At 66.2% G+C, this 22175-nt stretch carries 35 protein-coding genes; 30 read left to right on the plus strand and 5 right to left on the minus strand.

Annotation, left to right across the window (positions count from 1 at the left end):
* Positions 1-3 precede the first annotated feature (3 nt).
* The 7 genes from IH54_RS0106530 (at position 4) to IH54_RS46615 (ending at position 5443) form a co-directional block, all read left to right on the plus strand.
* Complete coding sequence (locus IH54_RS0106530; RefSeq protein WP_031513711.1) at positions 4-861, plus strand: phage tail domain-containing protein; 858 nt, start codon at positions 4-6, stop codon at positions 859-861.
* Positions 862-2079 (plus strand): siphovirus ReqiPepy6 Gp37-like family protein, encoded by a 1218-nt coding sequence (locus IH54_RS0106535; protein ID WP_031513713.1) that lies wholly within the window; start codon positions 862-864, stop codon positions 2077-2079.
* A 32-nt stretch (positions 2080-2111) separates the two neighbouring features.
* A complete protein-coding gene (locus tag IH54_RS0106540) occupies positions 2112-2378 on the plus strand; it encodes a hypothetical protein (protein WP_159011689.1) in 267 nt (88 codons plus the stop codon).
* Entirely contained in the window at positions 2378-2854 is a 477-nt protein-coding gene (locus tag IH54_RS0106545) for a DUF7298 domain-containing protein (RefSeq protein WP_031513717.1), read from the plus strand. The genes IH54_RS0106540 and IH54_RS0106545 overlap by 1 nt, the downstream gene beginning before the upstream one ends.
* 12 nt (positions 2855-2866) lie before the next feature.
* Entirely contained in the window at positions 2867-4135 is a 1269-nt protein-coding gene (locus IH54_RS0106550; protein ID WP_031513719.1) for a tail fiber domain-containing protein, read from the plus strand.
* The gene (locus tag IH54_RS0106555; protein ID WP_031513722.1) at positions 4132-4470 is read left to right on the plus strand and encodes a DUF2746 domain-containing protein; all 339 of its coding nucleotides are present in this window, start codon (positions 4132-4134) and stop codon (positions 4468-4470) included. Before IH54_RS0106550 ends, IH54_RS0106555 begins: the two co-directional genes overlap by 4 nt.
* 70 nt (positions 4471-4540) lie before the next feature.
* Positions 4541-5443: a glycoside hydrolase family 25 protein gene (locus IH54_RS46615; RefSeq protein WP_063762233.1), complete on the plus strand. Its 903-nt coding sequence runs from the start codon at positions 4541-4543 to the stop codon at positions 5441-5443.
* 261 nt (positions 5444-5704) lie between these two features.
* Here the strand turns inward: IH54_RS46615 and IH54_RS45335 are convergent, their stop codons facing one another.
* On the minus strand, positions 5705-6058 hold the full coding sequence (locus IH54_RS45335) for a hypothetical protein (protein WP_031513727.1): 354 nt from the start codon (positions 6056-6058) through the stop codon (positions 5705-5707).
* 122 nt (positions 6059-6180) lie between these two features.
* Between IH54_RS45335 and IH54_RS0106575 the strand changes: the two genes are divergently transcribed.
* The 17 genes from IH54_RS0106575 (at position 6181) to IH54_RS0106660 (ending at position 15460) form a co-directional block, all read left to right on the plus strand.
* Positions 6181-6648 carry a hypothetical protein gene (locus tag IH54_RS0106575; RefSeq protein WP_031513728.1) on the plus strand — a complete coding sequence of 156 codons (468 nt, stop codon included), beginning with the start codon at positions 6181-6183 and terminating at the stop codon, positions 6646-6648.
* A 268-nt stretch (positions 6649-6916) separates the two neighbouring features.
* Complete coding sequence (locus IH54_RS0106580; protein WP_159011691.1) at positions 6917-7216, plus strand: hypothetical protein; 300 nt, start codon at positions 6917-6919, stop codon at positions 7214-7216.
* Entirely contained in the window at positions 7213-8157 is a 945-nt protein-coding gene (locus IH54_RS0106585; RefSeq protein ID WP_031513730.1) for a hypothetical protein, read from the plus strand. Before IH54_RS0106580 ends, IH54_RS0106585 begins: the two co-directional genes overlap by 4 nt.
* Before the next feature lie 72 nt (positions 8158-8229).
* A complete protein-coding gene (locus tag IH54_RS0106590) occupies positions 8230-8697 on the plus strand; it encodes a hypothetical protein (protein WP_031513732.1) in 468 nt (155 codons plus the stop codon).
* A gap of 204 nt (positions 8698-8901) precedes the next feature.
* Positions 8902-9342, plus strand: a complete 441-nt coding sequence (locus IH54_RS0106600) for a hypothetical protein (protein ID WP_031513734.1) — start codon at positions 8902-8904, stop codon at positions 9340-9342.
* A gap of 531 nt (positions 9343-9873) precedes the next feature.
* On the plus strand, positions 9874-10749 hold the full coding sequence (locus tag IH54_RS0106605) for an AAA family ATPase (protein WP_031513736.1): 876 nt from the start codon (positions 9874-9876) through the stop codon (positions 10747-10749).
* A gap of 15 nt (positions 10750-10764) precedes the next feature.
* Positions 10765-11142: a hypothetical protein gene (locus IH54_RS0106610; protein WP_031513738.1), complete on the plus strand. Its 378-nt coding sequence runs from the start codon at positions 10765-10767 to the stop codon at positions 11140-11142.
* Positions 11139-11291, plus strand: a complete 153-nt coding sequence (locus IH54_RS46085) for a DUF7215 family protein (protein WP_199923339.1) — start codon at positions 11139-11141, stop codon at positions 11289-11291. The genes IH54_RS0106610 and IH54_RS46085 overlap by 4 nt, the downstream gene beginning before the upstream one ends.
* The gene (locus IH54_RS0106620; RefSeq protein ID WP_031513740.1) at positions 11288-11719 is read left to right on the plus strand and encodes a CHC2 zinc finger domain-containing protein; all 432 of its coding nucleotides are present in this window, start codon (positions 11288-11290) and stop codon (positions 11717-11719) included. Before IH54_RS46085 ends, IH54_RS0106620 begins: the two co-directional genes overlap by 4 nt.
* A 14-nt stretch (positions 11720-11733) precedes the next feature.
* Positions 11734-12384 carry a toprim domain-containing protein gene (locus IH54_RS0106625; RefSeq protein ID WP_031513742.1) on the plus strand — a complete coding sequence of 217 codons (651 nt, stop codon included), beginning with the start codon at positions 11734-11736 and terminating at the stop codon, positions 12382-12384.
* Between the two features lie 17 nt (positions 12385-12401).
* On the plus strand, positions 12402-12734 hold the full coding sequence (locus tag IH54_RS0106630; RefSeq protein WP_031513743.1) for a hypothetical protein: 333 nt from the start codon (positions 12402-12404) through the stop codon (positions 12732-12734).
* Positions 12731-12946, plus strand: a complete 216-nt coding sequence (locus IH54_RS45340) for a DUF7187 family protein (protein WP_031513746.1) — start codon at positions 12731-12733, stop codon at positions 12944-12946. Before IH54_RS0106630 ends, IH54_RS45340 begins: the two co-directional genes overlap by 4 nt.
* On the plus strand, positions 12943-13326 hold the full coding sequence (locus tag IH54_RS0106640; RefSeq protein WP_031513748.1) for a hypothetical protein: 384 nt from the start codon (positions 12943-12945) through the stop codon (positions 13324-13326). The genes IH54_RS45340 and IH54_RS0106640 overlap by 4 nt, the downstream gene beginning before the upstream one ends.
* Entirely contained in the window at positions 13323-13553 is a 231-nt protein-coding gene (locus IH54_RS0106645) for a hypothetical protein (protein ID WP_052397143.1), read from the plus strand. The genes IH54_RS0106640 and IH54_RS0106645 overlap by 4 nt, the downstream gene beginning before the upstream one ends.
* Entirely contained in the window at positions 13537-14727 is a 1191-nt protein-coding gene (locus IH54_RS0106650) for a hypothetical protein (RefSeq protein WP_031513752.1), read from the plus strand. The genes IH54_RS0106645 and IH54_RS0106650 overlap by 17 nt, the downstream gene beginning before the upstream one ends.
* Complete coding sequence (locus tag IH54_RS0106655) at positions 14634-15071, plus strand: hypothetical protein (RefSeq protein ID WP_199923340.1); 438 nt, start codon at positions 14634-14636, stop codon at positions 15069-15071. The genes IH54_RS0106650 and IH54_RS0106655 overlap by 94 nt, the downstream gene beginning before the upstream one ends.
* Positions 15071-15460 (plus strand): hypothetical protein, encoded by a 390-nt coding sequence (locus IH54_RS0106660; RefSeq protein ID WP_031513756.1) that lies wholly within the window; start codon positions 15071-15073, stop codon positions 15458-15460. Before IH54_RS0106655 ends, IH54_RS0106660 begins: the two co-directional genes overlap by 1 nt.
* Before the next feature lie 113 nt (positions 15461-15573).
* On the opposite strand, the gene IH54_RS0106665 is transcribed toward IH54_RS0106660, so the two are convergent.
* A complete protein-coding gene (locus IH54_RS0106665) occupies positions 15574-15852 on the minus strand; it encodes a hypothetical protein (RefSeq protein WP_031513758.1) in 279 nt (92 codons plus the stop codon).
* A gap of 558 nt (positions 15853-16410) precedes the next feature.
* On the opposite strand from IH54_RS0106665, the gene IH54_RS45345 reads away from it, so the two are divergent.
* Positions 16411-16566 carry a hypothetical protein gene (locus tag IH54_RS45345; RefSeq protein WP_159011693.1) on the plus strand — a complete coding sequence of 52 codons (156 nt, stop codon included), beginning with the start codon at positions 16411-16413 and terminating at the stop codon, positions 16564-16566.
* A gap of 145 nt (positions 16567-16711) precedes the next feature.
* Here the strand turns inward: IH54_RS45345 and IH54_RS0106675 are convergent, their stop codons facing one another.
* Positions 16712-16906, minus strand: a complete 195-nt coding sequence (locus tag IH54_RS0106675; protein ID WP_031513761.1) for a DUF397 domain-containing protein — start codon at positions 16904-16906, stop codon at positions 16712-16714.
* A gap of 16 nt (positions 16907-16922) precedes the next feature.
* The gene (locus tag IH54_RS0106680) at positions 16923-17789 is read right to left on the minus strand and encodes a helix-turn-helix domain-containing protein (RefSeq protein WP_031513764.1); all 867 of its coding nucleotides are present in this window, start codon (positions 17787-17789) and stop codon (positions 16923-16925) included.
* 163 nt (positions 17790-17952) lie between these two features.
* Here IH54_RS0106680 and IH54_RS0106685 point away from each other — a divergent pair, with 163 nt between their 5' ends.
* The 5 genes from IH54_RS0106685 (at position 17953) to IH54_RS0106705 (ending at position 21281) form a co-directional block, all read left to right on the plus strand.
* The gene (locus IH54_RS0106685; RefSeq protein WP_052397144.1) at positions 17953-18465 is read left to right on the plus strand and encodes an ATP-binding protein; all 513 of its coding nucleotides are present in this window, start codon (positions 17953-17955) and stop codon (positions 18463-18465) included.
* Positions 18462-18878, plus strand: a complete 417-nt coding sequence (locus IH54_RS0106690; protein ID WP_031513769.1) for a hypothetical protein — start codon at positions 18462-18464, stop codon at positions 18876-18878. Before IH54_RS0106685 ends, IH54_RS0106690 begins: the two co-directional genes overlap by 4 nt.
* Before the next feature lie 515 nt (positions 18879-19393).
* The gene (locus tag IH54_RS45350; protein ID WP_159011695.1) at positions 19394-19873 is read left to right on the plus strand and encodes a helix-turn-helix domain-containing protein; all 480 of its coding nucleotides are present in this window, start codon (positions 19394-19396) and stop codon (positions 19871-19873) included.
* Positions 19874-20142: 269 nt separating this feature from the next.
* Positions 20143-20319 (plus strand): hypothetical protein, encoded by a 177-nt coding sequence (locus IH54_RS45355; RefSeq protein ID WP_159011697.1) that lies wholly within the window; start codon positions 20143-20145, stop codon positions 20317-20319.
* Positions 20320-20411: 92 nt separating this feature from the next.
* The gene (locus IH54_RS0106705; protein ID WP_031513771.1) at positions 20412-21281 is read left to right on the plus strand and encodes an aKG-HExxH-type peptide beta-hydroxylase; all 870 of its coding nucleotides are present in this window, start codon (positions 20412-20414) and stop codon (positions 21279-21281) included.
* 14 nt (positions 21282-21295) lie between these two features.
* Here IH54_RS0106705 and IH54_RS0106710 read toward each other — a convergent pair whose 3' ends face one another.
* Positions 21296-21979, minus strand: a complete 684-nt coding sequence (locus IH54_RS0106710; RefSeq protein WP_031513773.1) for a pentapeptide repeat-containing protein — start codon at positions 21977-21979, stop codon at positions 21296-21298.
* Positions 21980-22175: the final 196 nt, after the last annotated feature.

The raw sequence follows: 22175 nt of genomic DNA on the forward strand, positions 1-22175 counted from the left end.
CGGATGCCCAAGCTCCTCCTGTCGTCGGACTCCGACGTCCTCGACCTCAACGAGATCATGGACAAGGGGTTGGGCTACCAGGCGAAGACGGGGGTGACGGGCCTCGGCCTGCCCCCCGTCAGCGTCCAGTGGCTTGAAGGTGCCGGCGACGGCGCGATCTACCGCAGGCGTCGAGTTCTGACCCGCGACATCGACATCCCGCTGGAGATCCTGGGCCGAGATCGAGCCCACCTCCAGCAGCTCACCTCCCGGCTGGCCCTCGCGCTGGCCGGGAGGTGCACCCTCACTCTGCAAGACGACGACGGCACCCGATGGACGACGGATGTCTACCGGACCGGCGGCGGGGACTACACGTACGGCGGTGATACGACCGGCGATCGGGACATGGAGATGGTCATTACTTTCCGCTCCCCCGATCCGTACTGGACCTACTCCGAGGCCCAGAATCGGTACATCGGAGGCGACGACACCGCGGGGCCGTTCCTGAACAACCTGGCCCAGGTGAAGATCACCGCCTCGCAGGCCATCGGCGAGATCGAGCTCGACAACGCGGGCGACGCGGAGGCGTACCCGATCTGGGAGATCACCGGTCCCGGACGGAACTTTGTCGCCGTCTCCCCTGCCGGAGAACGCCTCGCCTGGAACGGCACTCTCACCACCGGCCAGAGCCTGACGATCGACACCCGCAAGGGAACCGTCGTCGACCAGACCGGCGCGAACCGGTACGCCGAGCTCGGCCCGGCACCGCGTATGTGGACGGTCAAGCCGGGCCTGTCCAGCGCGACCGCCCAGCTCGAAGACATCGGCAGCACCTCCAGGATCGCGTGCTCCTGGCGACCCCGGAAGTGGATGGTGGTGTGAGTGAAGCTCTCGGACATCACGGTCGAGGTCCGCGACAAGTCCCTGACTCGTCGCGGCCTCATCCGTCCGGAAGAGCTGTCGATGACGCTCACCGACAACTTCAACAACATCGGCTCCTGGTCCCTGACCCTGGCGGCCGAGAATCCCCTCGCGGACGTCCTGCGCCAGCCCGGCGCCGGCATCATCGTCACCGGCCCGACCGACGTCCTGATGTCCGGGCCGATGGTGAAGGCCGAGTTCGCGGCGACGCAGGACGACCCGGGCGGGTCCATCAGCTTCGACGGCGTGTCGGACACGGTCATCCTGGCCGACACGCTGGCGTTCCCCGACCCGACCAACCCGGACGGCGACAGCCAGACACTCGCTCACGACGTCAGACAGGGCAAGGCCGAGGACGTCATGCACGCCTTCGTCATGGCCAACATCGGTCCAACGGCCCCGGCCGAGAGGCGCAAGACGGCGCTGATCGACAGCCCCAGCCAGCACCGCGGCCCGGACGTCACCAAGTCCGCCCGCTTCCCCGTGCTGGGCAACCTGCTCGCCGAGACCGCCCTGTTGGGGAGCCTCGGATTCCGTGTCATACAGCGCGGTACGAACCTCGTCTTCGAGACCTACGCCATCACCGACCGGACCAATCTGATCCGCCTCGACGTAGCCAACGGCACGCTCTCCGGGCAGCGTGTCGCCATCAGCCCGCCCGGCGTCACGCGCGCCATTGTGGCCGGCCAGGGGCAGATGACCGACCGCCAGTTCCTGGAGGTCGACACCGATGAGTCGATCGCCGCGGAGGCGGCCTGGGGCCGGCGCATCGAGTCGTTCATCGACCAGCGCCAAACGGCCGACTGGACGGAACTCCAACAGGCCGGCGATCAGGCGATGGCCGACAGTGGCTTCACCGCGGTCAACGTGCAGGTCGTCCCAATGGAGGACGGCGCGATGCGCTACGGCATCGACTGGGGCCTGGGTGACAAGGTCACCGTGATCGTCGAGGGCCAGGAGCTCACGTCCAACGCGACGGGCGTGGTCATGAAGGCGGACGCGGACGGCTTCAAGGTCGGCGTCCTGCTGGGTGACCCGAGCGGCTTCGATGCGAACGCCGCGCTGTCGAAGCGTGTGACAAACACCGAGACCCGTGTCTCACAACTGGAGCGGGCGTCAGACAGTGGCGGCGCCACCATCACGGACAACGAGATGATGTCGATCATGGGGGGCTGGTAATGGCGACTACACCCAAGGCTTTCGTTCGATCCGTGGCGCCGACCAGTGCCACGACCATGTACTCGGCACCGGATGGCGTGACGCCGATCGTGACCAGCATCGCGGTATCCAACTCGGCGACCACGCCGGGGTCGATCACTATCACCCTGGACGACGTCGCCCTGATCTCGGGTGCCGTGGTGCCGCCTCAGGGCGTGCTCACTCTGGATGTCAAGCAGGTGTTCAGCTACGACATCTCGGTGCTCGGTGGCGCCACCTCACTCGGCGTGCACATCTGCGGTGTGGAGGTGTCGTCCTGATGGGAGTGACTCTTTATCCGGACCCGCGCCCCCGCGGCGTCATCGTCCGTCAGATCGTGAGCACCAGCGCGCTGGTCGGCAACACCGAGACGATGATGTACACACAGACCTTCTACGCGGAGGCCGGACGGAACTACGAGATCCACTTCCGCACCGCCGTACTCGGCAACAGCGCGGGCGACGGCACCGCAGTGCAGTCCGGCCGCACTATCTGCCGATGGGCCGCCGGCTCCACCGTCACCACCGCGGGCACACTTATCGGCGACGTATACACCACCGCCTTCGCGCCCGACCTGACCCGCGCATCCGGCGTAGACGCCACTTTCAACCTCATCTCCCCGCCGGCCGGCCTCATCACCATCGGCATCAGCCTGTACGCCCTTCGGCAGCCGGCAAGCACCTACGGCAGCGTGCACTACGGCACCAACGGTCAATCTGAACTGTTGGTCTCCGACAACGGCGCCACGGCAACCTAGGAGGAAAAACTAGTGACTCAGAGCAGCTACCCCTTCGATGGCCAGTCCGTCAGTGAGGCTCAGTTCAGCCGCTTCTTCCGCGAGCTCGCCTCGCACTCCGGCGTCGCCGACACGCTCGGCGGGACCAGCTTCGCCGTGACCGGCGACAGCTCGGGCATGCAGGTGAAGGTGGCCCCCGGTTTCGCCATCATCCGCGGCCACGCCATCCAGTCCACGGCGATCGAGACTATGGCCATCGCGGCGGCCAGCGGAGCCCAGCGGTATGACCGCGTCGTCCTGCGCCTGGACCCGACTGCGAACTCCATCCTGATCGCCGTCGTGAAGGGCACCTCCGGGGCTGGCGCGCCGGCGCTAACTCAAACCGACACCGGCATCTACGAGTTCCCCCTCGCCACCGTCAGCGTCCCAGCCGGCGCCGCAACCATTACGGCCAGCCAGGTGACCGGCGAGCGCGAGTTCCTGGGTAACACCGTGGGCGGCTGGACGACCGCAACCCGGCCGCAGGGCCCCCGCACTGGACGACTCGGCCTGAACGGGTCGACGGGCACCTGGGAATACTGGGACGGCACGCAGTGGAAGGATCTCGCGCCGACCGTCACCTGGTCGTCCGTCTCCGGCGCGCCAGCCACCTTCCCCCCGAGCGCGCACACGCACCTGTGGGCCGACATCACCGACAAGCCGGCCGCCTTCCCGCCGGCCACCCACTCGCACGACTGGAACTCGATCACCAGCAAGCCGACGACCTTTCCGCCGGCCACCCACTCGCACACCTGGACGTCGATCACCAGCAAGCCGACGACGTTCGCGCCGAGCGCGCACTCGCACTCCACTTACCTGGAATCCGGAGACACGATCTCCTGGGCCAACGGCTCGAAGCGTCCCTACAGCAACACCGCGACGGACGGCACCTGGTACTCGGTGTGGGTCGAGGGCTCCGGCAGCTTCTGCCGCAACACCAGCGCGAAGAAGTTCAAGGAGAACATCGAGAGCTTCGAGATCGACCCGGACACCGTCCTCGCGATGCGGCCGGTCATCTACGACCGCAAGGGCAAGGTCTCCGAGGACACCGGCGAGTGGAAGGAAGGCCGCAAGAACGAAGTCGGCCTGATCGCGGACGAGGTCGACGAGCTCGGCCTGAAGTGGCTCGTTCAGTACATGGACGGTGAGGTCGACGGCCTGCGCTACGACCTGCTCGGCGTCGCTCTGCTCCCGGTCGTCCAGCGCCAGGCCGAGCAGATCGCCGCGCTGGAGGCCCGCCTGACGGCCCTGGAGTCCGCGTGATCGACCCGAATGTGCAAGTGTCGCTGATCACTGCTGGCGGTGCCGTGGCGGTCGCCGGCCTGGGCCTGCTCGTCGAGTACATGCGCCGGCAGGTCAACGCCATGAGCGAGGTTCGCGAGAACGTGCAAGTGGCGCGGGATCATGTCGCCAACACGCACACGACCAACCTGCGCGACGACCTGGACTCGGTGGCCGCCCAGCTCAACCGAGTCCTCGAACTACAGGAGCTGCACGGCCGAGAGCTGGGCGCCCTGCGTGAGGACATGGCGCACGAACGGCGCGAGCGCCTGGCTGTGGCCTCCCGACTCGACGACCACATGGCCGCCACTACCTGATCGCCCCCTGTCATGGCCCCCCTCCAGCTCGGAGTCGGGGCCTTCGTCTTGCCCGAAGGAGATACGCATCGTGACCATCAAAGGTCAGGACTGGTCCAGTCACCAGGTCGCCGAGCCGTCCACCGCCGGCCTCAGTTTCGTCATCATCAAGGCCACCGAGGGCACCAGCTACACCAGTCCGAACATGACCAAGCAGACCGCGCACGCCCGGAAGAACGGCCTGCTCGTCGGCTTCTACCACTTCCTCCGGCCCGGCGACATGGCCAAGCAGGCGGCGTACTTCGTCGCGAAGGCGGCCAGCGTCGAGGGTGACACCTTCTGGGCCGACTGGGAGGACCCGAAGGTCTCCTGCGCCGACAAGGACGCCTTCCTCGCGGAGGTCAAGCGGCTGCGGCCGACGCACCGCGTGGGCCTTTACTGCTCGCGCGATTTCTGGGTCAACCACGACCACACCTCGGTGTGCGGCGACGCCCTATGGATCGCCCAGTACAACGGCTTGGCCGGCGCCCCGAACATCGAGCACGCCTGGGTCATCGACCAGTGGACCTCGACTCCCGTGGACACCGACGTCGCGAACTTCGTGAGCAAGGCCGCCATGGAGACCTGGCAGCGGGCGCTCATCCCCAAGCCGGCCGCTCCGGCGCCGGCCAAGCCGAAGCCAGCGCCGGCCAAGCCCGCGGCGAAGCCGGTCGTCAGCCTGGCCCACTTCCTCGCCGCCCAGAAGGCGGACAGCAAGGGGAAGCAGGGGCACACCACCTACACGGCCGAGGCCCTGGTGGTGGAGAAGGCGCTCCGTACCGAGGGCCTCCTCGCGGCTCAGTACGTGGATGGCAGTGCCGGCACCAAGACCAGGGTCGCCTACGCGGCCTACCAGCGTCGGCTCGGCTACAAGGGCAAGGACGCGGACGGCTACGCCGGCCTGTCGAGCCTGAAGGCGCTCGGCAAGAAGCACGGGTTCGGGGTAAAGGCATGAGCCCTCACCTCAAGCGGGTCATCCGCACCTTTCTCCAGGGCGTCGTCGGAATCGCGTCCGCGCTTCCCGGACTGCTCTCCTCTGCGGGCCTTGGGAACACCGTCCCGTACGCAGCTCAAGCGGTCGTCGTCTCGACCGTACTGGCGCACGTCATGGGACTCCCCGCAATCGAACAGGTACTCGATAAATTGGGTATAGGGCTTATCGACAGCGAGTAACAAAGCCCCCGTCGGTGCACTCCGGCGGGGGCCCCTCGACCCCTCACTGCCGCTTGGACTTCTCGATCTCTTCCAGCGTTACAACCTTCGGCGCCCTGCGACGCCTGCCAGTCGGACCCGCGGGCGCCGCCTTCTTGGCGGGCACCGCCTTCTTAGCCGACGTGGCCCTCTTCGCGGGCTCGGACGTCTGGCCGACAGCGCTCTCAACCATGGCCGTCACCGCAGGGTCGAGCCCCTGCACTGGCTCCAACTCGCCCTCCTCCAGCCACTCTTCGAGCGGCGCGCCATGCTCGGCGCACAGGTCCTTTTCGATGCTTCGGCCGTCACTAACGCTGATGACGTAGGTCTTGGCCGGGATCAGCTTGCAGGTGTCGCAAGCGGTGACCTCGATCTTCATGCCGTCTCCTGGTGTGTATCTTGGTGTGACCCCAACGATACTCCCGCACCATTGACGCACTTGCGGTAGTGTGGAAGTGTTGCAGAAGCATGGATGGAACGATTGAGTGAGTAAGGAGGAACATGGGCAAGCGCAAGATCCAGAATGAGACCGAGGTCGACCGCTGGTTTGAAGAAGGCTTGACATACCAGCAGATGGTCGAAAAGTACCTTGAGCTCTACAACATAGAGACCTCCCCTTCAATGTGGGGGAATTACCGCCGCCGGAAGCGTCTGGAACGGCGGATCGTGCGCGACGACGACCTCATCCCCTGGGCCGTGAAGCCGGAGCACCGCTGGATCTATCCGCTGGTGATGCTTCGAGTGGAGGCTCGCCGCCGGGCCGGCAAGGAACTCACGGCTGACGACGCCGGTCGCCTGGCCTCCTGGTTGCAGATGCTGGACGAGGCCGAGGCTGTAGTGCACTACGACCCCGACACGGAGGAGGGCTTTTTTCTGGTGCCTCGCCAGCCCGGGGATGACCTCATTCATCGACCCAAGGAGAAGACTGCACGCCCGAACGCAGACAAGGCGATGGACAACGAAGACTGAAGATGATCGCAGGTCAGGCGCAGAACAGGGCCCCCCACATCCGTAGTGTGGGGGGCCCTGTCGTTGCCCAAGAGTAGGGTCCACACAGTCACATCCTCAACTTTATTACCTGCGCGATGCAACCTTCTGCCCGGATTGCGGGTCGAACTGTCGAGTCGTGGAGGTCTTGTGAAGCTTCGTGAACAAAGTGTGAGCGTAGCCCTTGACAGCCCTTGACGGCTCATGAAGGATGAACGTCCGGCTACACTTACACACAAGGAGGTCGTAGATGGTCCATCGCCTGGGGGGCGGCCCTTCTTTCGCACCGGGAGGATGGAAGGGTGCGTACACCTCTCCTGACGGACTGATCCAGCTCGTGGTAGACGAGGAGGAGTACAACTTCTACATCGACGCCAAGGAAGGCTACAGCGCCCACCTCATGAGGTCGGTACTTCTGATGGCCTCGCAATACAACCTTGAACTGCTGGACGACAGCGAAGGAGACCCCGAGTTCGTGGATGACGAGACGATCCGCATCTACCTGTGCCCGAGGCCGGCATGCGTGCCGGAGCTGGCGGTGGTTGCGTGACCCTGAACCTGATGGAACTGCCGCAGGCCAAGCCCCTGCACCCCAACATGGCTGTTCCGCGCGACGGCTGGGGCCGACCCCTGGTCGTCCCACGTGGCGGCGGCAAGCCCAAGGGGCACACCCGCACGACGACGTTCATCGACTGCATCGAGGACAAGTCGAACATCGTCGACTGGAAGGCACGTAACGTCCTGATCGGCGTCGCGAAGCGGCCCGACCTGGCGGCCACGGCCCTGGAGTTGGACCCAGAGGACCCGGCCGACAAGAAGCGGCTCAACGCCCTTGCCGAGCAGGCGGAGGACGCAGCCGGCGCCAACGAGAAGTCCCGCAAGGGCACTTACCTGCACGACCTGAGCGAGTACGCCGACCGCGGCGAGCCGCTGCCCCGGACCGTCTCGGGAGCCGACCTCGACGACATGGCCGCATACATGATGGCCACCAGCGCGCTGACGGTTGTGGCTGTCGAGCAGTTCGTCATCGTGCCCGAGCTGTCGGTGGGCGGTACGTTCGACCGACTGTCGCGCTACGAGGGGCCCGGCCCGGACGGCAAGCCGATCGAGGGCAACTTCATTACCGACACGAAGACTGGCAGCATCGAGTACGGCCGACTCAAGATGGCCAGTCAGCTCGCGACCTATTCGCGTGGCGTGCTGTACGACCACACCAGATTCCCCGCGCCGAGCAAGGACGACAAGAAGGCGTTCGCGGCCTGGAAGAAGCAGGAGTTCACCGCCGAGGAGGCCGAGCAGGCTTACTCGTCACTGCCTCCCGTCAACCAGGACTGGGGCATCATCGTCCACTTGCCGCAAGGGCAGGGGGTGTGCAACTTGTACTGGGCGAACCTGCGGATCGGGTGGTCCCTGGCGCAGCTTGCCCTCACCATCCGGGAAGCACGGTCGACGAAGGGGGCGCTGACACCTTTCGTGACGCAGGCCACATGATCCGAGCTTGACGCACTTGCACAATGTGTGTAAGTTGAACAACGTCACCGCGAGAGAGGAGCACAACACCGCGTGAAGATCACGATCAAGTACGGCAAGGGCTACGACGACACCTGGGCGGTCTTCGAGGGAGCGACCCCGGAGGTCAGGGCCGACATCATGGACTACTTCGGCATGGACCCCGCCACGCAGGTCGGGCTCAGCCTGAGCAGCGTCGTCGTCAACGCGACGCAGATCGCGCACGGCAAGGGCCTGATCGCCACGTCGCTCGGCGCCACGGTCGTCGAGGAGACGGCCAGTGAGCCGGCGCAGCCGGCTGGCGACCCGTGGGCGACCGCGGCCAACACGTCCAGCAGTGTAAGTGTCGCAGAGCAGCCGGCCGTGAATCCGAACGCCTGGATCCTCGGCGAGATCGAGAAGCAGACCACGGTCGACGGCCTGAAGAAGCTGTGGGCCGAGAACCAGAGCTTCTTCGCGGACGCCTCTGTGATGGCGGCCTGGAAGGCGAAGGGCAAGGCGCTCCAGGCGGCTGCCGCGTGAACCGGTCCCCGAGTAAGACCGGGGACATCCTCCTCGTCATCGCGGTGATCGTCCTGGTCGCCGCGTCCATCTGGACTTGGACCTCTGCGCCCTGCGAGGCGTGGCGGTTCGGAAAGGCCGGCGACATGCCGGCCCGCTGCATCACCCACAAGTAATCACCCCGTAACTGCCCGAGCGGGCAACGAACGAAGGAGATCAGACACAGTGGCTCTCAACCTCATCGACATCCCGGTCCAGGGCGGCGGCTGGTTCAAGCCCGCGGACAACAAGGACGCGGCGGCCATCCTCATCGAGGTCCACAGCTTCGAGCGCCAGCGCCCCACCCCGAACGGCCCGAAGGACTCGGCCCTGTGCGACGTGACCGTGTTCAAGGACGCGGCCTCGCTCGCGGCCGGCACCCCCGAGGTGACCAAGGGCCAGAGGATCGAGCAGACCATCCTCGCCCGTGACCTCCAGACGATCGTCGGCGGCGCGACCATCGCCAAGCTCGACCAGACGGCCCCGACCAAGCCCGGCCAGAAGCCGGCGTGGGTCTGGCGCCCGGTGACCGACGCCGCGGTCCGCAACGCCGTGGTCGAGTACGCCACCAAGCGCGAGGCCGCCGCGGAGGCGGCACTGGCGGACGCCCCCGGCTTCGACGACTAGTCCCGCCGGCCACCCCGGAAGACGTCTGCCCAAGCCTTGATCATGTCTGCGCGCTGCTCCGGGGTCGTATCCCGAAAGGACACGAGCACAACAGCGGCTGGTATTGCGACAATCAGCGCGATTACCCACGGCGCTGTCACGAGAAAGTGTCCGACCCAAGACCACACGTTCCATCCTTCGCTCGACTGCCCGCGAAACGGGTGCCGAGCAGGCGCCCGCAACGACAGGCGGATGCCTGTTGTCGCACGGTGCCCGCTTGCCGTGCGCCGTCAATGACGGTTCGTTGCGGTCGCGTAAGGACCAGGGTGTTGCTGGGTCGTGCGGGCTAACCACACCTCAAGGCCACTGGCCCCAGGTCGCTGGACACGTCTGCACGTCACAACCCCCCATCTGGGGGGCCTCTCCGAACGTGCTCGCACTATGAATGTAGCACGGCGCTTGCCGTGCGTGACGACGAGAGGAGGCACATGAGCCCGCGCCAGCGGGCAGAGAGGAGGTCTCGATGAGGCCGAGTTGGGAGGGGGCTACCGCATGCTGACCCCCGGTAGGGCACTCGCCCAGAACGCCGAGGCCGGCCGCGAACTCCCCCGCGTCGAAGCGTTCGACGACCTGTACGCGATGGGCGTCCGTCCCCGGCACGGCGAGGTCGTGATGATCGCCGGCCGCTCGGGCACACAGAAGTCAGGCTTCGCCTTGTTCTGGGTGGCGCAGATGAACCTGCCGACCCTGTACTTCAGCGCAGACATGAGCGCCTTCACGGCGTCCTCGCGGCTCGCGTCGATGATGACGCGGGACACCTCGACGATGGTCGAGGCGGGCATGGCGGAGGGCGGCAAGTACCGACAGGGCTACATCGACGCGCTGGACGGCCTGAACATCACCTTCAGCTTCGGCTCGCCGATCTCCTGGCGCGCGGTCGACGAGGAGATGGAGGGGTTTGTCGAGCTGTGGGAGGCCTATCCGAGCGTCCTGGTCTTCGACAACCTCATGGACTTCGAAAACGCGGAGAGCGATTACACCGAGCAGATGGCCGTGATGCAGGGCTGCACCGAGCTGGCCCGTCACACGGGCGCGACGGTGATCATCCTGCACCACGCAAGCGACAAGGCGTGGGAGGCCAAGACCTCGCCCTGGTCCCCGCCGAGTCGGGACCAGGTGAAGGGCGGTCTCTCCGAGAAGCCCGAGCTCGCGTTGTCTGTGGCTCTCGACCCGACGTCGATGGCCTACAACGTGGCGTGCATCAAGCAGCGCATGGGTCCGTCCGATCCGACTGCCGGCCGCTACGCCACGATGATCTGCGAGCCCGAATACACCCGCTTCAAGAAGGCCGAGAAGCGCGAGATCATCCAGGCCGCCAAGGCGGCGCCGACGCAGGAGTGGACCCCGTCGAAGGTCGCACTCAGCTAAGAGGAGGTGTGTAAGTTGAGCAACAGCATTGCTGCACGGAACCAGCACAACAAGCGCAAGGGCGCGGACTGGGAGATCGAGTTCGCGAACGGCATGCGCGAGGAGGGCTTCGACATCGAGCGCCTGCGCCTGGCCGGCGCCGAGGACGAGGGCGACCACGTCATCCGTGAGGGCCGCGGGCACTTCATCGTCGTCGAAACGAAGAACGCCAAGTTCGAGCCGGGCACGTTCATTGGCGAGGCCGAGCGGGAGCGGCTGAACTTCGCCAAGCACCGCGGCCTGGACCTGGACGACGTCGAGTCGATCGTCGTGGTCAAGCGCCGTGGCAAGAACTGGCGCAAGGCGTTCGTGCTGACCACCGTCGAGGACTACTTCGACCTGGAGCCTCAGTGATCGGGGTCATCGGCGGCGGCAAGACGCAGGCCGAGCTCGACGAGATGCACGACGACCTGGAGGCGTTCTTCGCGTACGTCGAGGACCCGGAGTGCGAGCTCGACATGATCCTCGCCGTCGAGGAGGAGTACGGGGTGGTGCATCCGTGAGGTTCCCGCGCATCGACAGTGGGTCGGCCGGCGCCGACAGCAAGCCCGTGCTCGCCGCGGTGCTGCATCACTTCGACGTGGACTTCAACGACCAGCGCAACTCCGGCATGGCGAAATGCCCGCTGCATGAGGACCGGACGCCCTCGTTCTCCTACCGGCTCGACGAGGGGCTGTGGAACTGCCACTCGTGCTCGAACGGCGGGGACAGCTTCTCGCTGATCGCGAAGTACCACGCGATGCAGCTCGGCAAGGAGCTGACCTTCCCCCAGGTCAAGCAGTACGCGAAGGATCACGGCCTCGAAGAGGGGGCGGTCGTCGAGAGGAACGACGGCTACTCCAGTCGATACGGAGGCGGCCACCGGGCGGCACAGAAGAAGGGCCGCACGCCGGCCGCAGGCGGCTACGTGCCGGCCTGGAAGAGGAAGTAAGGAGGTAGGACAGCTTGGCCGAGCACGACCCGCTCACGCCGCTCTCGACGTCCCAGAAGGAGATGCTGGAGGAGGCGGTCACCACCTACCAGCGGCACGTCACCGCGGAGGCCGCGAAGTACCTCCTCAACCGGGGCATTGGCCGGGAAGAGGCGATGGCCTTCCGGCTGGGGATCGTCGCCGACCCGGCGCCGGGCCACGAGAAGTACCGCGGCATGCTCGCGATCCCGTATCTCGGGCGCGACGGGCAGCCGCTCACCGTGCGGTTCCGGTGCCTCGTCGAGCACAACCACCGCGACTACTTCCACGGCAAGTACAACACGATCAAGGACGACATCCCCCGCATGTTCAACGTGGGGGCCGTCCACCGCGCAGGCGAAGAGATCCACGTCACCGAGGGCGAGCTCGACGCGATCATCCTGACCAAGCTCGGCCTGCATGCGGTCGCCATCCCCGGCGCCAACATGTGGTTCGGCCGGCACAGGCGGATGCTCGCCGGCTTCAGCCGCGTATGGAGCTGGGCCGACCCCGACGACGCGGGCGCCGAGCTCACCGGCAAGATCACGCGCGCTCTACGCTCCGCGAAGGCGGTGCGCCTGAAGGCCGACGTGACCGACACCTACCTGGCACACGGGGCGGAGCACGTGCTCTCCCTCGCCGCATAGAAGGAGGACCGACAGTGGTGGAAACCGAGACCGTCGAGACCGAGCAGGCGCCGAAGAAGGGTGGCCGGAGGCCGGATCCGATGACGCAGCTCATCGCCGACGTGAAGGCCGCGATCAAGAACCTCGGTGAGTACGAGGTGACCGAGATCAACGACCAGCTCCGCCAGGGGCACGACCGCCGGGCGGCGGCCTGGAGCAACGAGTACCGCAAGAGCGGCCGGCTCGACGGCCTGATCCTGGGGTACGCCTTCGAGGTGCTGAGCAGCTACGAGCACGAGCGGCGCCACGCCCTCGTCCAGCTCGCCGCCGTGGCCCTCAACGAAGCCGCCCGCCCGGACGGTGCCAGGTGAGCGCCGAGGAGGAGTTCTTCTCGGAGGACTGGGAGGGAGTCGAGGTCCAGGAGGAGGACGACGAGGTCGTGGACGTCTTCGGCAACGTGAAGCGGGCCGCGTCCATCCTGGGCGACCTGCGGGCCGCCCTCCGCAAGGAGGGCTTCACTCGCGAGGAGACCTTCGACCTGGTCCAGACGTTCTGGGCCTCGGAGCTGGGGGTGTTCGAGTGACCCTCGACTTCGAGATCGACTGGGACGAGATCCCCGAGGAGCGGCCCATCGTCTTCCCGGGCAAGCGGCCGGGCGGCGAGCTGCCCCACGTCCTGGTCGTCGAGGAGCACCCGGACGACGGCTTCACCGTCGAGCACATGCACGACTGCCTCGACCAGTGGGGCGAGGTGGCGTGCGACGTGGCCTTCAACGAGGACTGGGTGGGCCTGGACGAGTTCTTCCATCGCGCTGACGTCGAGGCCGGCGAGAAGGCGACGGACGGCCTGATCCCCGGTCGCTACTGGGTGGCGGCATGGTCGTCGGAGTATTACTGCTACTCCTACGGCACCACCGAGTACGACCACGGCGTTGCCCTGCTCTACCCGGAAGAGGCCGAGTGAGGCTGGCGGAACTGCCGGGTGAGCCCGGCCCGACCCTGCACGACATCTACGCGGCGATGACGGAGGCGGAGCAGGACGCCTTCGCGTCGCACCTGCTGGGCGAGTCGTCCGCCGACTGGCTGAGCGCGACGCTCCGCCGCTTCGGGCACGACGTGTCCGCCACCACCATCCGTACGTACCGCCGGGCACTCCGGCAGGAAGGAGGCTCCGGTGAGCGAGCTGCTTGACGAGCTGCTGGCCAAGCCGGTCGGCCCTGCGGTGCCGGCCCGAGTGACCGACCCCGAGCGGGACTTCACCCGGCAGATCGAGGTCAAGGGCGACGAGGCCGACGTCACCGTGCGGGGCGAGTCCTTCGAGGACAACGAGTCCGCGGCCACCGCAGTCCTCCAGGGCCAGGGCCTCGACCCGTCCGAGTGGACGGTCACCGGCCTGCGCTCGTCGGAGTGGACGATGGCCAACGGGGAGACGGGCGTGTCCACGCGCTTCACCTTCGCCCGGTGTGTAAGTGTCGCAACGGTCGAGCGGCCGGCGCTCGACGAGCTCCTGGCCGCGATCAAGGCGAGTCCCGTCATCCACCCGCTCGACGAGCGCGACGGCGAGCACACCTTCATCGTGGCGCTCGGTGACATGCAGTTCGGCAAGCTGGACGGGGACGGGCCCGCCGGCACGCTTCAGCGCACGATCGAGTGCCTGGATCAGGCGGCCGAGCTGCTGGCCCTGTACCGGCTGCGGTTCGACATCGGCCACGTCCACGTCGCCTGGCTCGGGGACCACATCGAGGGGTTCGTCAGCCAGGGCGGCGCGAACACCTGGCGAACGCAGCTCACGCTCACCGAGCAGATCCGCCTCACGCGCCGGGTCATGCTGCACGCACTCCTGCTCTTCGCGCCGTTGTGTGAGCGGCTGACCATGGCCGCGGTACCGGGCAACCACGGCGAGGCCGTGAGGCTGATGGGCAAGGGTCTGACCCGGTACGACGACTCGCACGACACCGAGTCGCTGATCGCCGTCAAGGACGCCTCGGACCTGCACCCCGAGCGGTTCGGGCACGTCGAGTTCTACGTGCCCGACACGGACGAGCTGACGGTCGTCGTCGACTGCTCGGGCACGGTCGTGGCCCACGCCCACGGCCACCAGTTCCGACCTGGCAAGCACTTCGAGTGGTGGAAGGGCCAGGCGTTCGGACGCAGCTCGGCCATGCACCAGGCCGACGTGCTGCTCGCCGGCCACCTGCACCACGAGTTCGTCGAGGCGGACGGGCCGCGGACCTTCATCCAGGTCCCGTCCATGGAGTCCGAGTCCACCTGGTGGCGGCACGCCAAGGGCGCCGAAGGCGCTCCCGGGCTGATCGTCGCCGTCACCAGCAAGGGCCGCGTGCCCGTGAAGGAGGTAGTGAACTGAACATCATCGAGATCACGAACGCGCACGACACCGCCGAGCAGGCGTCCGCCGACTGGTCCCTGACGTACGACCCCGAGGTCCAGCGGATCGCCCACCGGGCCGCCCGAAAGGCGGGCGACCAGTACGGCAACACGCTGGAGGTTGAGGACGCCTACCAGGAGGCACTACTGGCCATCGCGATGAGGCCCAGTGCCGCCAGGAGCGCCTACGAGACGGGCGCTGGCGCCCTGTACTGGTGGATCGGTCAGAGGCTGCGAGACGCCCACCTGACCGAGGCTCGGCACCGCTCCAAGGCGAAGTCCTGGGAGGTCAACCAGGCCGCCCTCGAAGCGCAGGGGTACTAGTGGCCGCCGGCTACACCCGCGCGATCGTCGAGAAGACGCTCACTGCGATGTGGGACCCGGACTCCCCGTACGGCATGAAGAACGAGTCGGCTCCGGATGCGGACATGCCGAGGGGCTACGTCGACAAGAAAAAGGGCAGCGACTTCGGCGCTCATCTCGCCGATGTGCGCCGCGCGTGGGGTGCCGGCCCCCTGTCCCTCGTCGAGAAGCAGGCCGTCTTCATGCGGTACGCGCTCGACCAGGAGCAGGAGGTCATCGCCGGCTTCCAGCGAGTGACTCAGCAGGCGGTCTCGTACCGGATCGAGCGGGGCGTCGGGAAGCTGGCGGCCCACCTGAACGGCCAGAAGTACATCGACGGCTACGACCAGCTCGACGGATCGGGCGTGTAAACGTGGCAGGGGGCAGCCGCTCAGGGCTGCCCCCTGCGACAGCGAGAGACGCATGCGCCGCCAAAGGGACTTCGCTCGTGACCGTCGCCCCCCAGGGCAACTGGCGGGCTCGCCTACAACCGCGCCTGCTTCCGGAGCCTGGCCGAAGTCACCGAAGAGACCTGGCCGGACACCGCCACGTACACCCTCGACGCCTGGCGAGTTGACGGCGTATGCGCATTCTCGGCGGCCGTGGAGTGCGGAATCTGAGCGGCGCAGAAGGCGAGCACAGTGAACCCGCTCACGACGCTCGTCGTGAGGGCCTCATAGGTCGGCCGCCCGAAGTGGTCGGCCACCACCCACACCACGAGCGTGACTGCGAAAGCGATGAGGGATGCGTAACCCCAGGTCACCGGATTTTCTCCTCCGGAGTAGCGGTGACTGGTGAACGCCCGACGCTCGTTGGACAGTCTCGACCCAGCCACCTGAATGAACAGATGACAAACTCCTAGGCGGCCGTCACTGTCGTGACGTTAATGCCCTCCAGAGGAGTCGTTTGGTCGAGTCCTGTCGCCTCGGCTCGCTCGGCGTTGGTCTCTCGGTAAAGCTGGGCAGAGCCCTCAGGGTGCCCCAGATGGGGCCAAACCCTGGCCACCCCAGATCGGCGATGACCGTAACTTTCGGTACGTTGACCGCTCCCGACGAGCCGATTCGGGAACACCCTGCGCTTCTCGGATCAGCGGATACTGACCGTCAGCCCGAGATTTCTTGGCGGGTGCCCGTTACGTTACGGGGGGCAACGCCATGATCACAAATCGAGGATCCGCATCCCCGGCGCGGGGTCAGCTCCAATCGCGGCCGGCCAAGCAGGCGCGACAGCGTCACGGATGCCCCTACCTGCGAAGTCTCCTTCACGGGGGCGTCGTTGCCCTCTACACTGGCCCACGATCCACCACCGGGGAGGGGACACCATGGGGATGACACGCAAACTGCTGTCCATCAGCACGCTCGGCCTGATCGACTTCCGCTCCGACAAGGAGCGCACCGCGGCCTACACGAAGGCCACGAAGCGGCAAGCGAAGAAGCAGACGAAGATCATGAAACAGCAGGCCAAGCAGAACCGGTAGACCACTGCGCCCCCCGACCGCAACGGTCGGGGGGCGCCTCCCTTGTGCTGCACCTCGAATTCGCATGGAGCAGGCGCAGCGACCCTTGTTGCTCCAGCGGCACGGCGAAGGCTCTCCGCGGAGAGGTCAGCCGGACCGCGGATCGCTACGCGGCCGGGGTGGAGAAGTGACCGGTCTTCACGGCGTCCACGAAGTCCTGCCACTGGTCCGCCTCGAAGCTCAGTGCCGGCCCAGCTACGTCCTTGGAGTCTCGGCAGCCGACCATCCCGTCACGGAGTCGCGTCTCCAGGCAGTTGCCGTTCTGACCGCTGTAGCTGCTCTTGAACCAGTTTTCGCGCATTTGGATAGTTCTCTTTCTACTGGCGAAGCTGCTGGGCAACTTCCCCGATGAAGGACTGTGAGGCAATCGGGCTCAGCGCTGCGGCACGCAACCGGTCGAAGCAAGCTCCGTAGTAGCCCGTGTCGGCTGGCGTCTCCAGGTACGAGTGTGCCGTGTGGTTCTCCAGCAATACAACTTCCAAATTCGCAGGAGCCGGGAATTTGTAGATGCTGAAGGACCACGGCCCTCCCCGGTACGCTCCGACTGTAAATGGTAGTACCTGGAGGGTGACACTCGGAACCTCCGAGAGAGTCATGAGGTGGCGGAGCTGCCGATGCAGGACGTCGGGCCCTCCGCACTGCTGCCGAAGGGCCGCTTCACCGAGGATGATCCACGCTTCGAGCGGGGCCTCGCTGCGCGTGATCGCCTTCTGACGCTCCATCCGGACGGCGATCCGAGCCTGAGCTTCGTCGTCCAACGGGCCAGGTTCGCCGGCTGCGATCACCGCCTCTGCGTACTCCTGGGTCTGGAGCAGGCCGTGAACGAGTCCCGGCTCGAAGGCCCTGAGGTCGGCGACATCTTCCTCCAGCCCAACAAGGTCAAGGAAGTCGTCCCGAAGCTGATCTTCGAGCGCCCTCCACCAGCGACGCTCACGGCTCTCCCGGGCAAGGGCCAACCAACCGTCGACCGCCTTGACGTCCGTAACGGCGTACAGGTCCAGAAGCGCTCGAAGGTCGATCTGCCGAATGCCCGACTCCCCCTTCTCGATCCGGCTGATCTTCGACGCGTTGCACCCCAACCGGGCCGCCGCATCCTCCTGCTCCAAGCCAGCTTCCAGCCGTAGCCGTCGCAGGTTCGCCCCAAGGACCCGCCTGCGGACCGTGGGTCGCTGTACGACCGCCATCTGACCTCCAGGGTTGCACGCGAACGAATATGCCAATCAGTCAACATGCTCGACCAACCAAGTTGTACCACTTGCAACTTGGGCCGCTCCGGGTCCATGCTATCGGCGTCGCCACCGCAACTGACGGTGTCGCACCCGTTACACATGCCTGTGGAGGGGGATCATGAGCCAGACCAGCAGCTACTTCAGCAAGCTGGAGTTACGGTGTACCCCCTCTGCCATCGGGTTCGCCCGGCGTCACGCCCGCCAGGTGTTCAACGAGTGGGAAGTGCCCAAGGCGCTGTCCCTGGACGCCTCCACCGTGATCTCCGAGCTGACCACCAACGCAGTACGGCACGCCAGACAGCCCGTTTCTCTGGTCAAGGTGAGGCCGGGTCAGCCCAAGGTCCTTCCGGTGTATGCCCTGGGTTTGTGGATCACGCGCACCCAGCTCCGGGTCGGCGTCTGGGACCTCGACAACCGTCTCCCTGAGCCCCAACCGGCCTCCCTGGAGGCCGAGGGCGGCCGTGGTCTTCTGATCGTGGACGACCTGTCCAAAGGAAAATGGGGAGCTGTCCCGGTAACTCCAAGGGGAAAGCTGGTCTGGGCGGCGTTGCCGCTCCCCACTGACTATCACCCTCCTTATGTCGCGATCATCTCGTTATGCTCCAAACGCCGAGAGGCGGTCGGCGCATGACCGACACCCTTACACCCCTCGTCCCTGACGAGTGTCGTGCTGATGAGGAGACCCTGAGCCGCGTTCTCGACGCGCTGCTGTTCGAACTCAACCCCGTCTGCCTCTCCGCCGGCCTCTTGGACTCGTGTGAAGCTGTACTGGGCGAGGACTCCAGGCTCACCCCCGGTCAGGCGGAGAGCCTGGCGCTGTTTCAGCTTCAGGTACTCGCCGGGCTCATGCGCTACGTGCCATGCGAGCACCCGATGCGGGAAGCGGCCGTCAACCTCCTGCGCGAAGGGACGCCGCCCGCAGATGACGCCGCGGCACTCGGTCACCTCCGCCGACTGGCCCTCTGCGTTCTCGAATTGGCTACCTGGATCGCCCTGGCCGCCTCTCCGAAGAACTTATCGGCCGGCGCCCCGAGAGGCCCCTAACCCCCCGATTGTCGGTCCGGACCCTGTTGCTGTCGGCGGACAAGCGGCTGCGCTCTGTCTCACCTAGGTGAAACGACACCGCGAGCGCACTTGGGGAAGGGGTCCGGGCCGACCTCAATCCCCGGTCTCGAAATCACCCGCGAGACCGGGGTAGCGCCCTCGTTTGTCATCCCCATTCCGTTATGACGAACGAGGGCGCCCCCCGACTGCGGTCTTCGCGAGTCGCGGTCGGGGGCCACGGTTCCGATCTCATCAGTCGTGCTCACGTCGGAGGGTGAGATCGGGTGTTCTCCCATTCCATGGCCGTGGGAGGGCACATGCCGGTTCGCCTTCCGAGGGGCGAGCCGAGGGGTGTCGCTCCGGTCCACTGCCGTCGTCTGGGGCGACACCCCATACCCGTGACTCCCACGTCGGCGTCCCCCAGTGATAGGGAACCGGTTTGGTCGTGTCGCCGGGTTGGGCCCGTCTCGTCCTCGAAACGAGATGGGCCTCCCCATCGGAACGAAGGAACGACATTGCACGCCACAGACGGTTTAGCAACTCGGGTTGCACAGGCAGAAGAACCTTACGTCGACTGGGCGGAGCTAGCCCGAGTCGCCCCCAACGCGCAGGACGGGAACGCGGATCGGTTGGTGATCCTGGCTGGCCTCAAGCGCGCGTGGGAAGACGGAGCGCTCGTAAGCGACCTCGCGGCCCGTACCGGCCGCTCACGCCGGTGGGTGTACCGGTGGCTTCGCGCCGCCGGAGTTGAGGTGCGCAAAGGCATCACCCTGGAAGAACGTGAGCAGCGCGCGGCGCGCTGTCAATACGTACGCGAGCATCGTGACGAGATTATCACTAAATACGCAGGGGGTGCCGCAGTGCTGAAGCTCGTAAAGGAGTACGGCGTCACCTTGGAATTCATGACCGCCCAATTCAGCGAGTGGGGGCAGCCGATGCGCAGCGCCCGTGAGGCCGCACGCCTCCAGGGGACCAAAATGGTACTGCGCAACTAAAGTCTAATTACAAGTGAACCCTATAGCTCCTCGCTGTGGTTGTCCGCCACAGCGAGGAAGGGGCCCTCTATTCCGTGGGGGGTTATGAGGGCCCCACTTTCGCTTCAGCCCTTCGTAGCTAAGTCAGGAAGAGCACGCATGAGGCCGCCCCTGCCGGCCTCCGCGAAGACCCCGGTTCGAGTCCGGGCGAGGGGGCTACGGCCGCCGTCAGGCGGTCGGACGAAAAGGGAATCATCCGTGCACGTCATCCGACCCGAAAGAGGTACGACATGCCCGTGAAGACCGTGGTGCCGGCCACCGAGCCGGCCATCTCCGACAGCACCCTCGGCGACCTCGTGGCCGCCGTCAACCAGGACTCGACCGCGGTCGTGGTCGGCATCAAGACGCGGGTCGCCGCGTCCCAGACCGACGCGAACGTCTGCATGATGGGCGGCTGGACCGCCTGAGCACCAGCCTGAGTAGCTGACACCTCGCGCCCCCGAGGTGGGACCTCCCCACCTCGGGGGCGCACCCGGCCACGTAAAAGGAGGGCGTCCTCATGCACTTCATGAACCTGGGCCACACCTACGAGAACACCGCGCGGCTTGTGCACGCGCTGAGCAACCAGCGTCCCACCCTCGAAGAGCTGCCCGTCGCCTACCGGCGGGCCATCACCACCATTCGCCCCCTGGCGGCGCACAACAGCGACAACTACCCGCTCATCTCCTTCGAGGATGGCGAGTGGGCCGACCACTGCCGGACGCACAACATCTTCGGCCACATCTTCGACGGAGCAACGCCTAGCGACAAGGAGACGCGCGAGAACTGGGAGGCCCACCTCGCCGTGGCGATGCGGCTTCTCGACGAGACGAGCCCCGGCCTCTTCCGCATGGCCAGGCTGCTCGTGACGGACATCGTCATCCTGAACTCCGGCGCGGATGGCGGCGGGTCCGCCTCGCAGATGCCCGGCGTCGTGGTCATGAGCCCCGGCCCCAACTGGGGGGTGCCCGAGTACATGGAATGTCTCGTGCACGAGAGCATGCACCTCAACCTGTTCGTTGGTGGCGCCGTGTACGGCAGCTTCAAGCTGCCTTCCATCGAGCTGGAGGCCGACGAGCACCGTGCCCTGTCGGCTGTCAAGATCGGCCAACGACGCCCGCTCGACAAGGCGTTTCACGCCGCCGTCGTCACGGTCCCCCTGATGTACCTCCAGCACCAGCGCGGCGCCACGACCCTGATCGACCTCTACACCGAGTCGCTGCGGGACGCCTGCGCCGACCTCACGGCGCACCGGGGCACGTTCACCGACTATGGCGCGATGCTCCTGGACGAGCTGTGCGAGTTCGCGGCCGGCATCGACTTCACCCACGTGGCGGAGACGATCTCGAACCCCGCCTTCGCGGGATACCGGCCGGAGGTGGCCGCCTGAGCGGCCACCTCGCTCTACTCGAAGTTGATGCCAACTTCGCGTGCCAGGCTCAGGGCCAGCTCCATCGACCCTGGGCCTTGCACTGTTGCACCCTTGAAAAACGACACTCCGCCCACATCGAGTAGGGTCGAGTTTTCGAACCGAACCGTTCCCATTTTCACGTTGCCGAACTGGCCCCCTGTAAGGTCGCAGTTCACATACCTCACGTTGTGCATCTCCGCAAACTGGAAGTCGGCTCCACTCATGCGACAGTCGATGAAAGCCACCGCGTAGAGCTTGGTGTTGCGGAACATGGCCGGGGCGATTGTGCAGTTTTCGAAGGTCACGTCCCGGAAGGTCCCCGCCTTCCACGAGGAACCGGTCATTCGGCTGCCGGTCACCGTGCAGCGGATGAACGAGACGTCCTGTGCCGAGACTTCGGCGAAATCGCAGGTCACGATGCGTGAGTCACTGATCTGGCTTCGAACCAGCCTCGTACCGGTGAAGCGCAGGTTCTCAAACGCGCACCCGTCTACTTCCAGGGCCTCAACGTCCCGACCGATCAGGTGCTCACCGTCGAACAGAAGGCCCTTGACAATGGCGTCGTCCTCAAAGTCATCTCTGGGCATCTCAGCAGCGCGGAGGCCGCCGGGGATTCGTGGTGCGTCGGGGTTCTTAACCCGCGCAACCTTGCCACCTTGACGAGCAATCTGAGGCATAGCGTAGCGATCCGTTCACCGAGCGACTGGGCGTGCTCGGATTCTACGAGAAATCAACTCGCCGGGGTGGCGCTTCCCGCCGTAGCGCTTGAATGGATGAACAGCAGTACCCCCATGGAGGTTCGACCTCCTCGCCGGGCGGCCTCCTGGTGGGGGCAGCGCTCACCTGTCCTCGCGAGGGGTACCGCTGCCCCGA

This window comes from Streptomyces sp. NRRL F-5123, assembly GCF_000721495.1.
Taxonomy (GTDB): Bacteria; Actinomycetota; Actinomycetes; order Streptomycetales; family Streptomycetaceae; genus Actinacidiphila.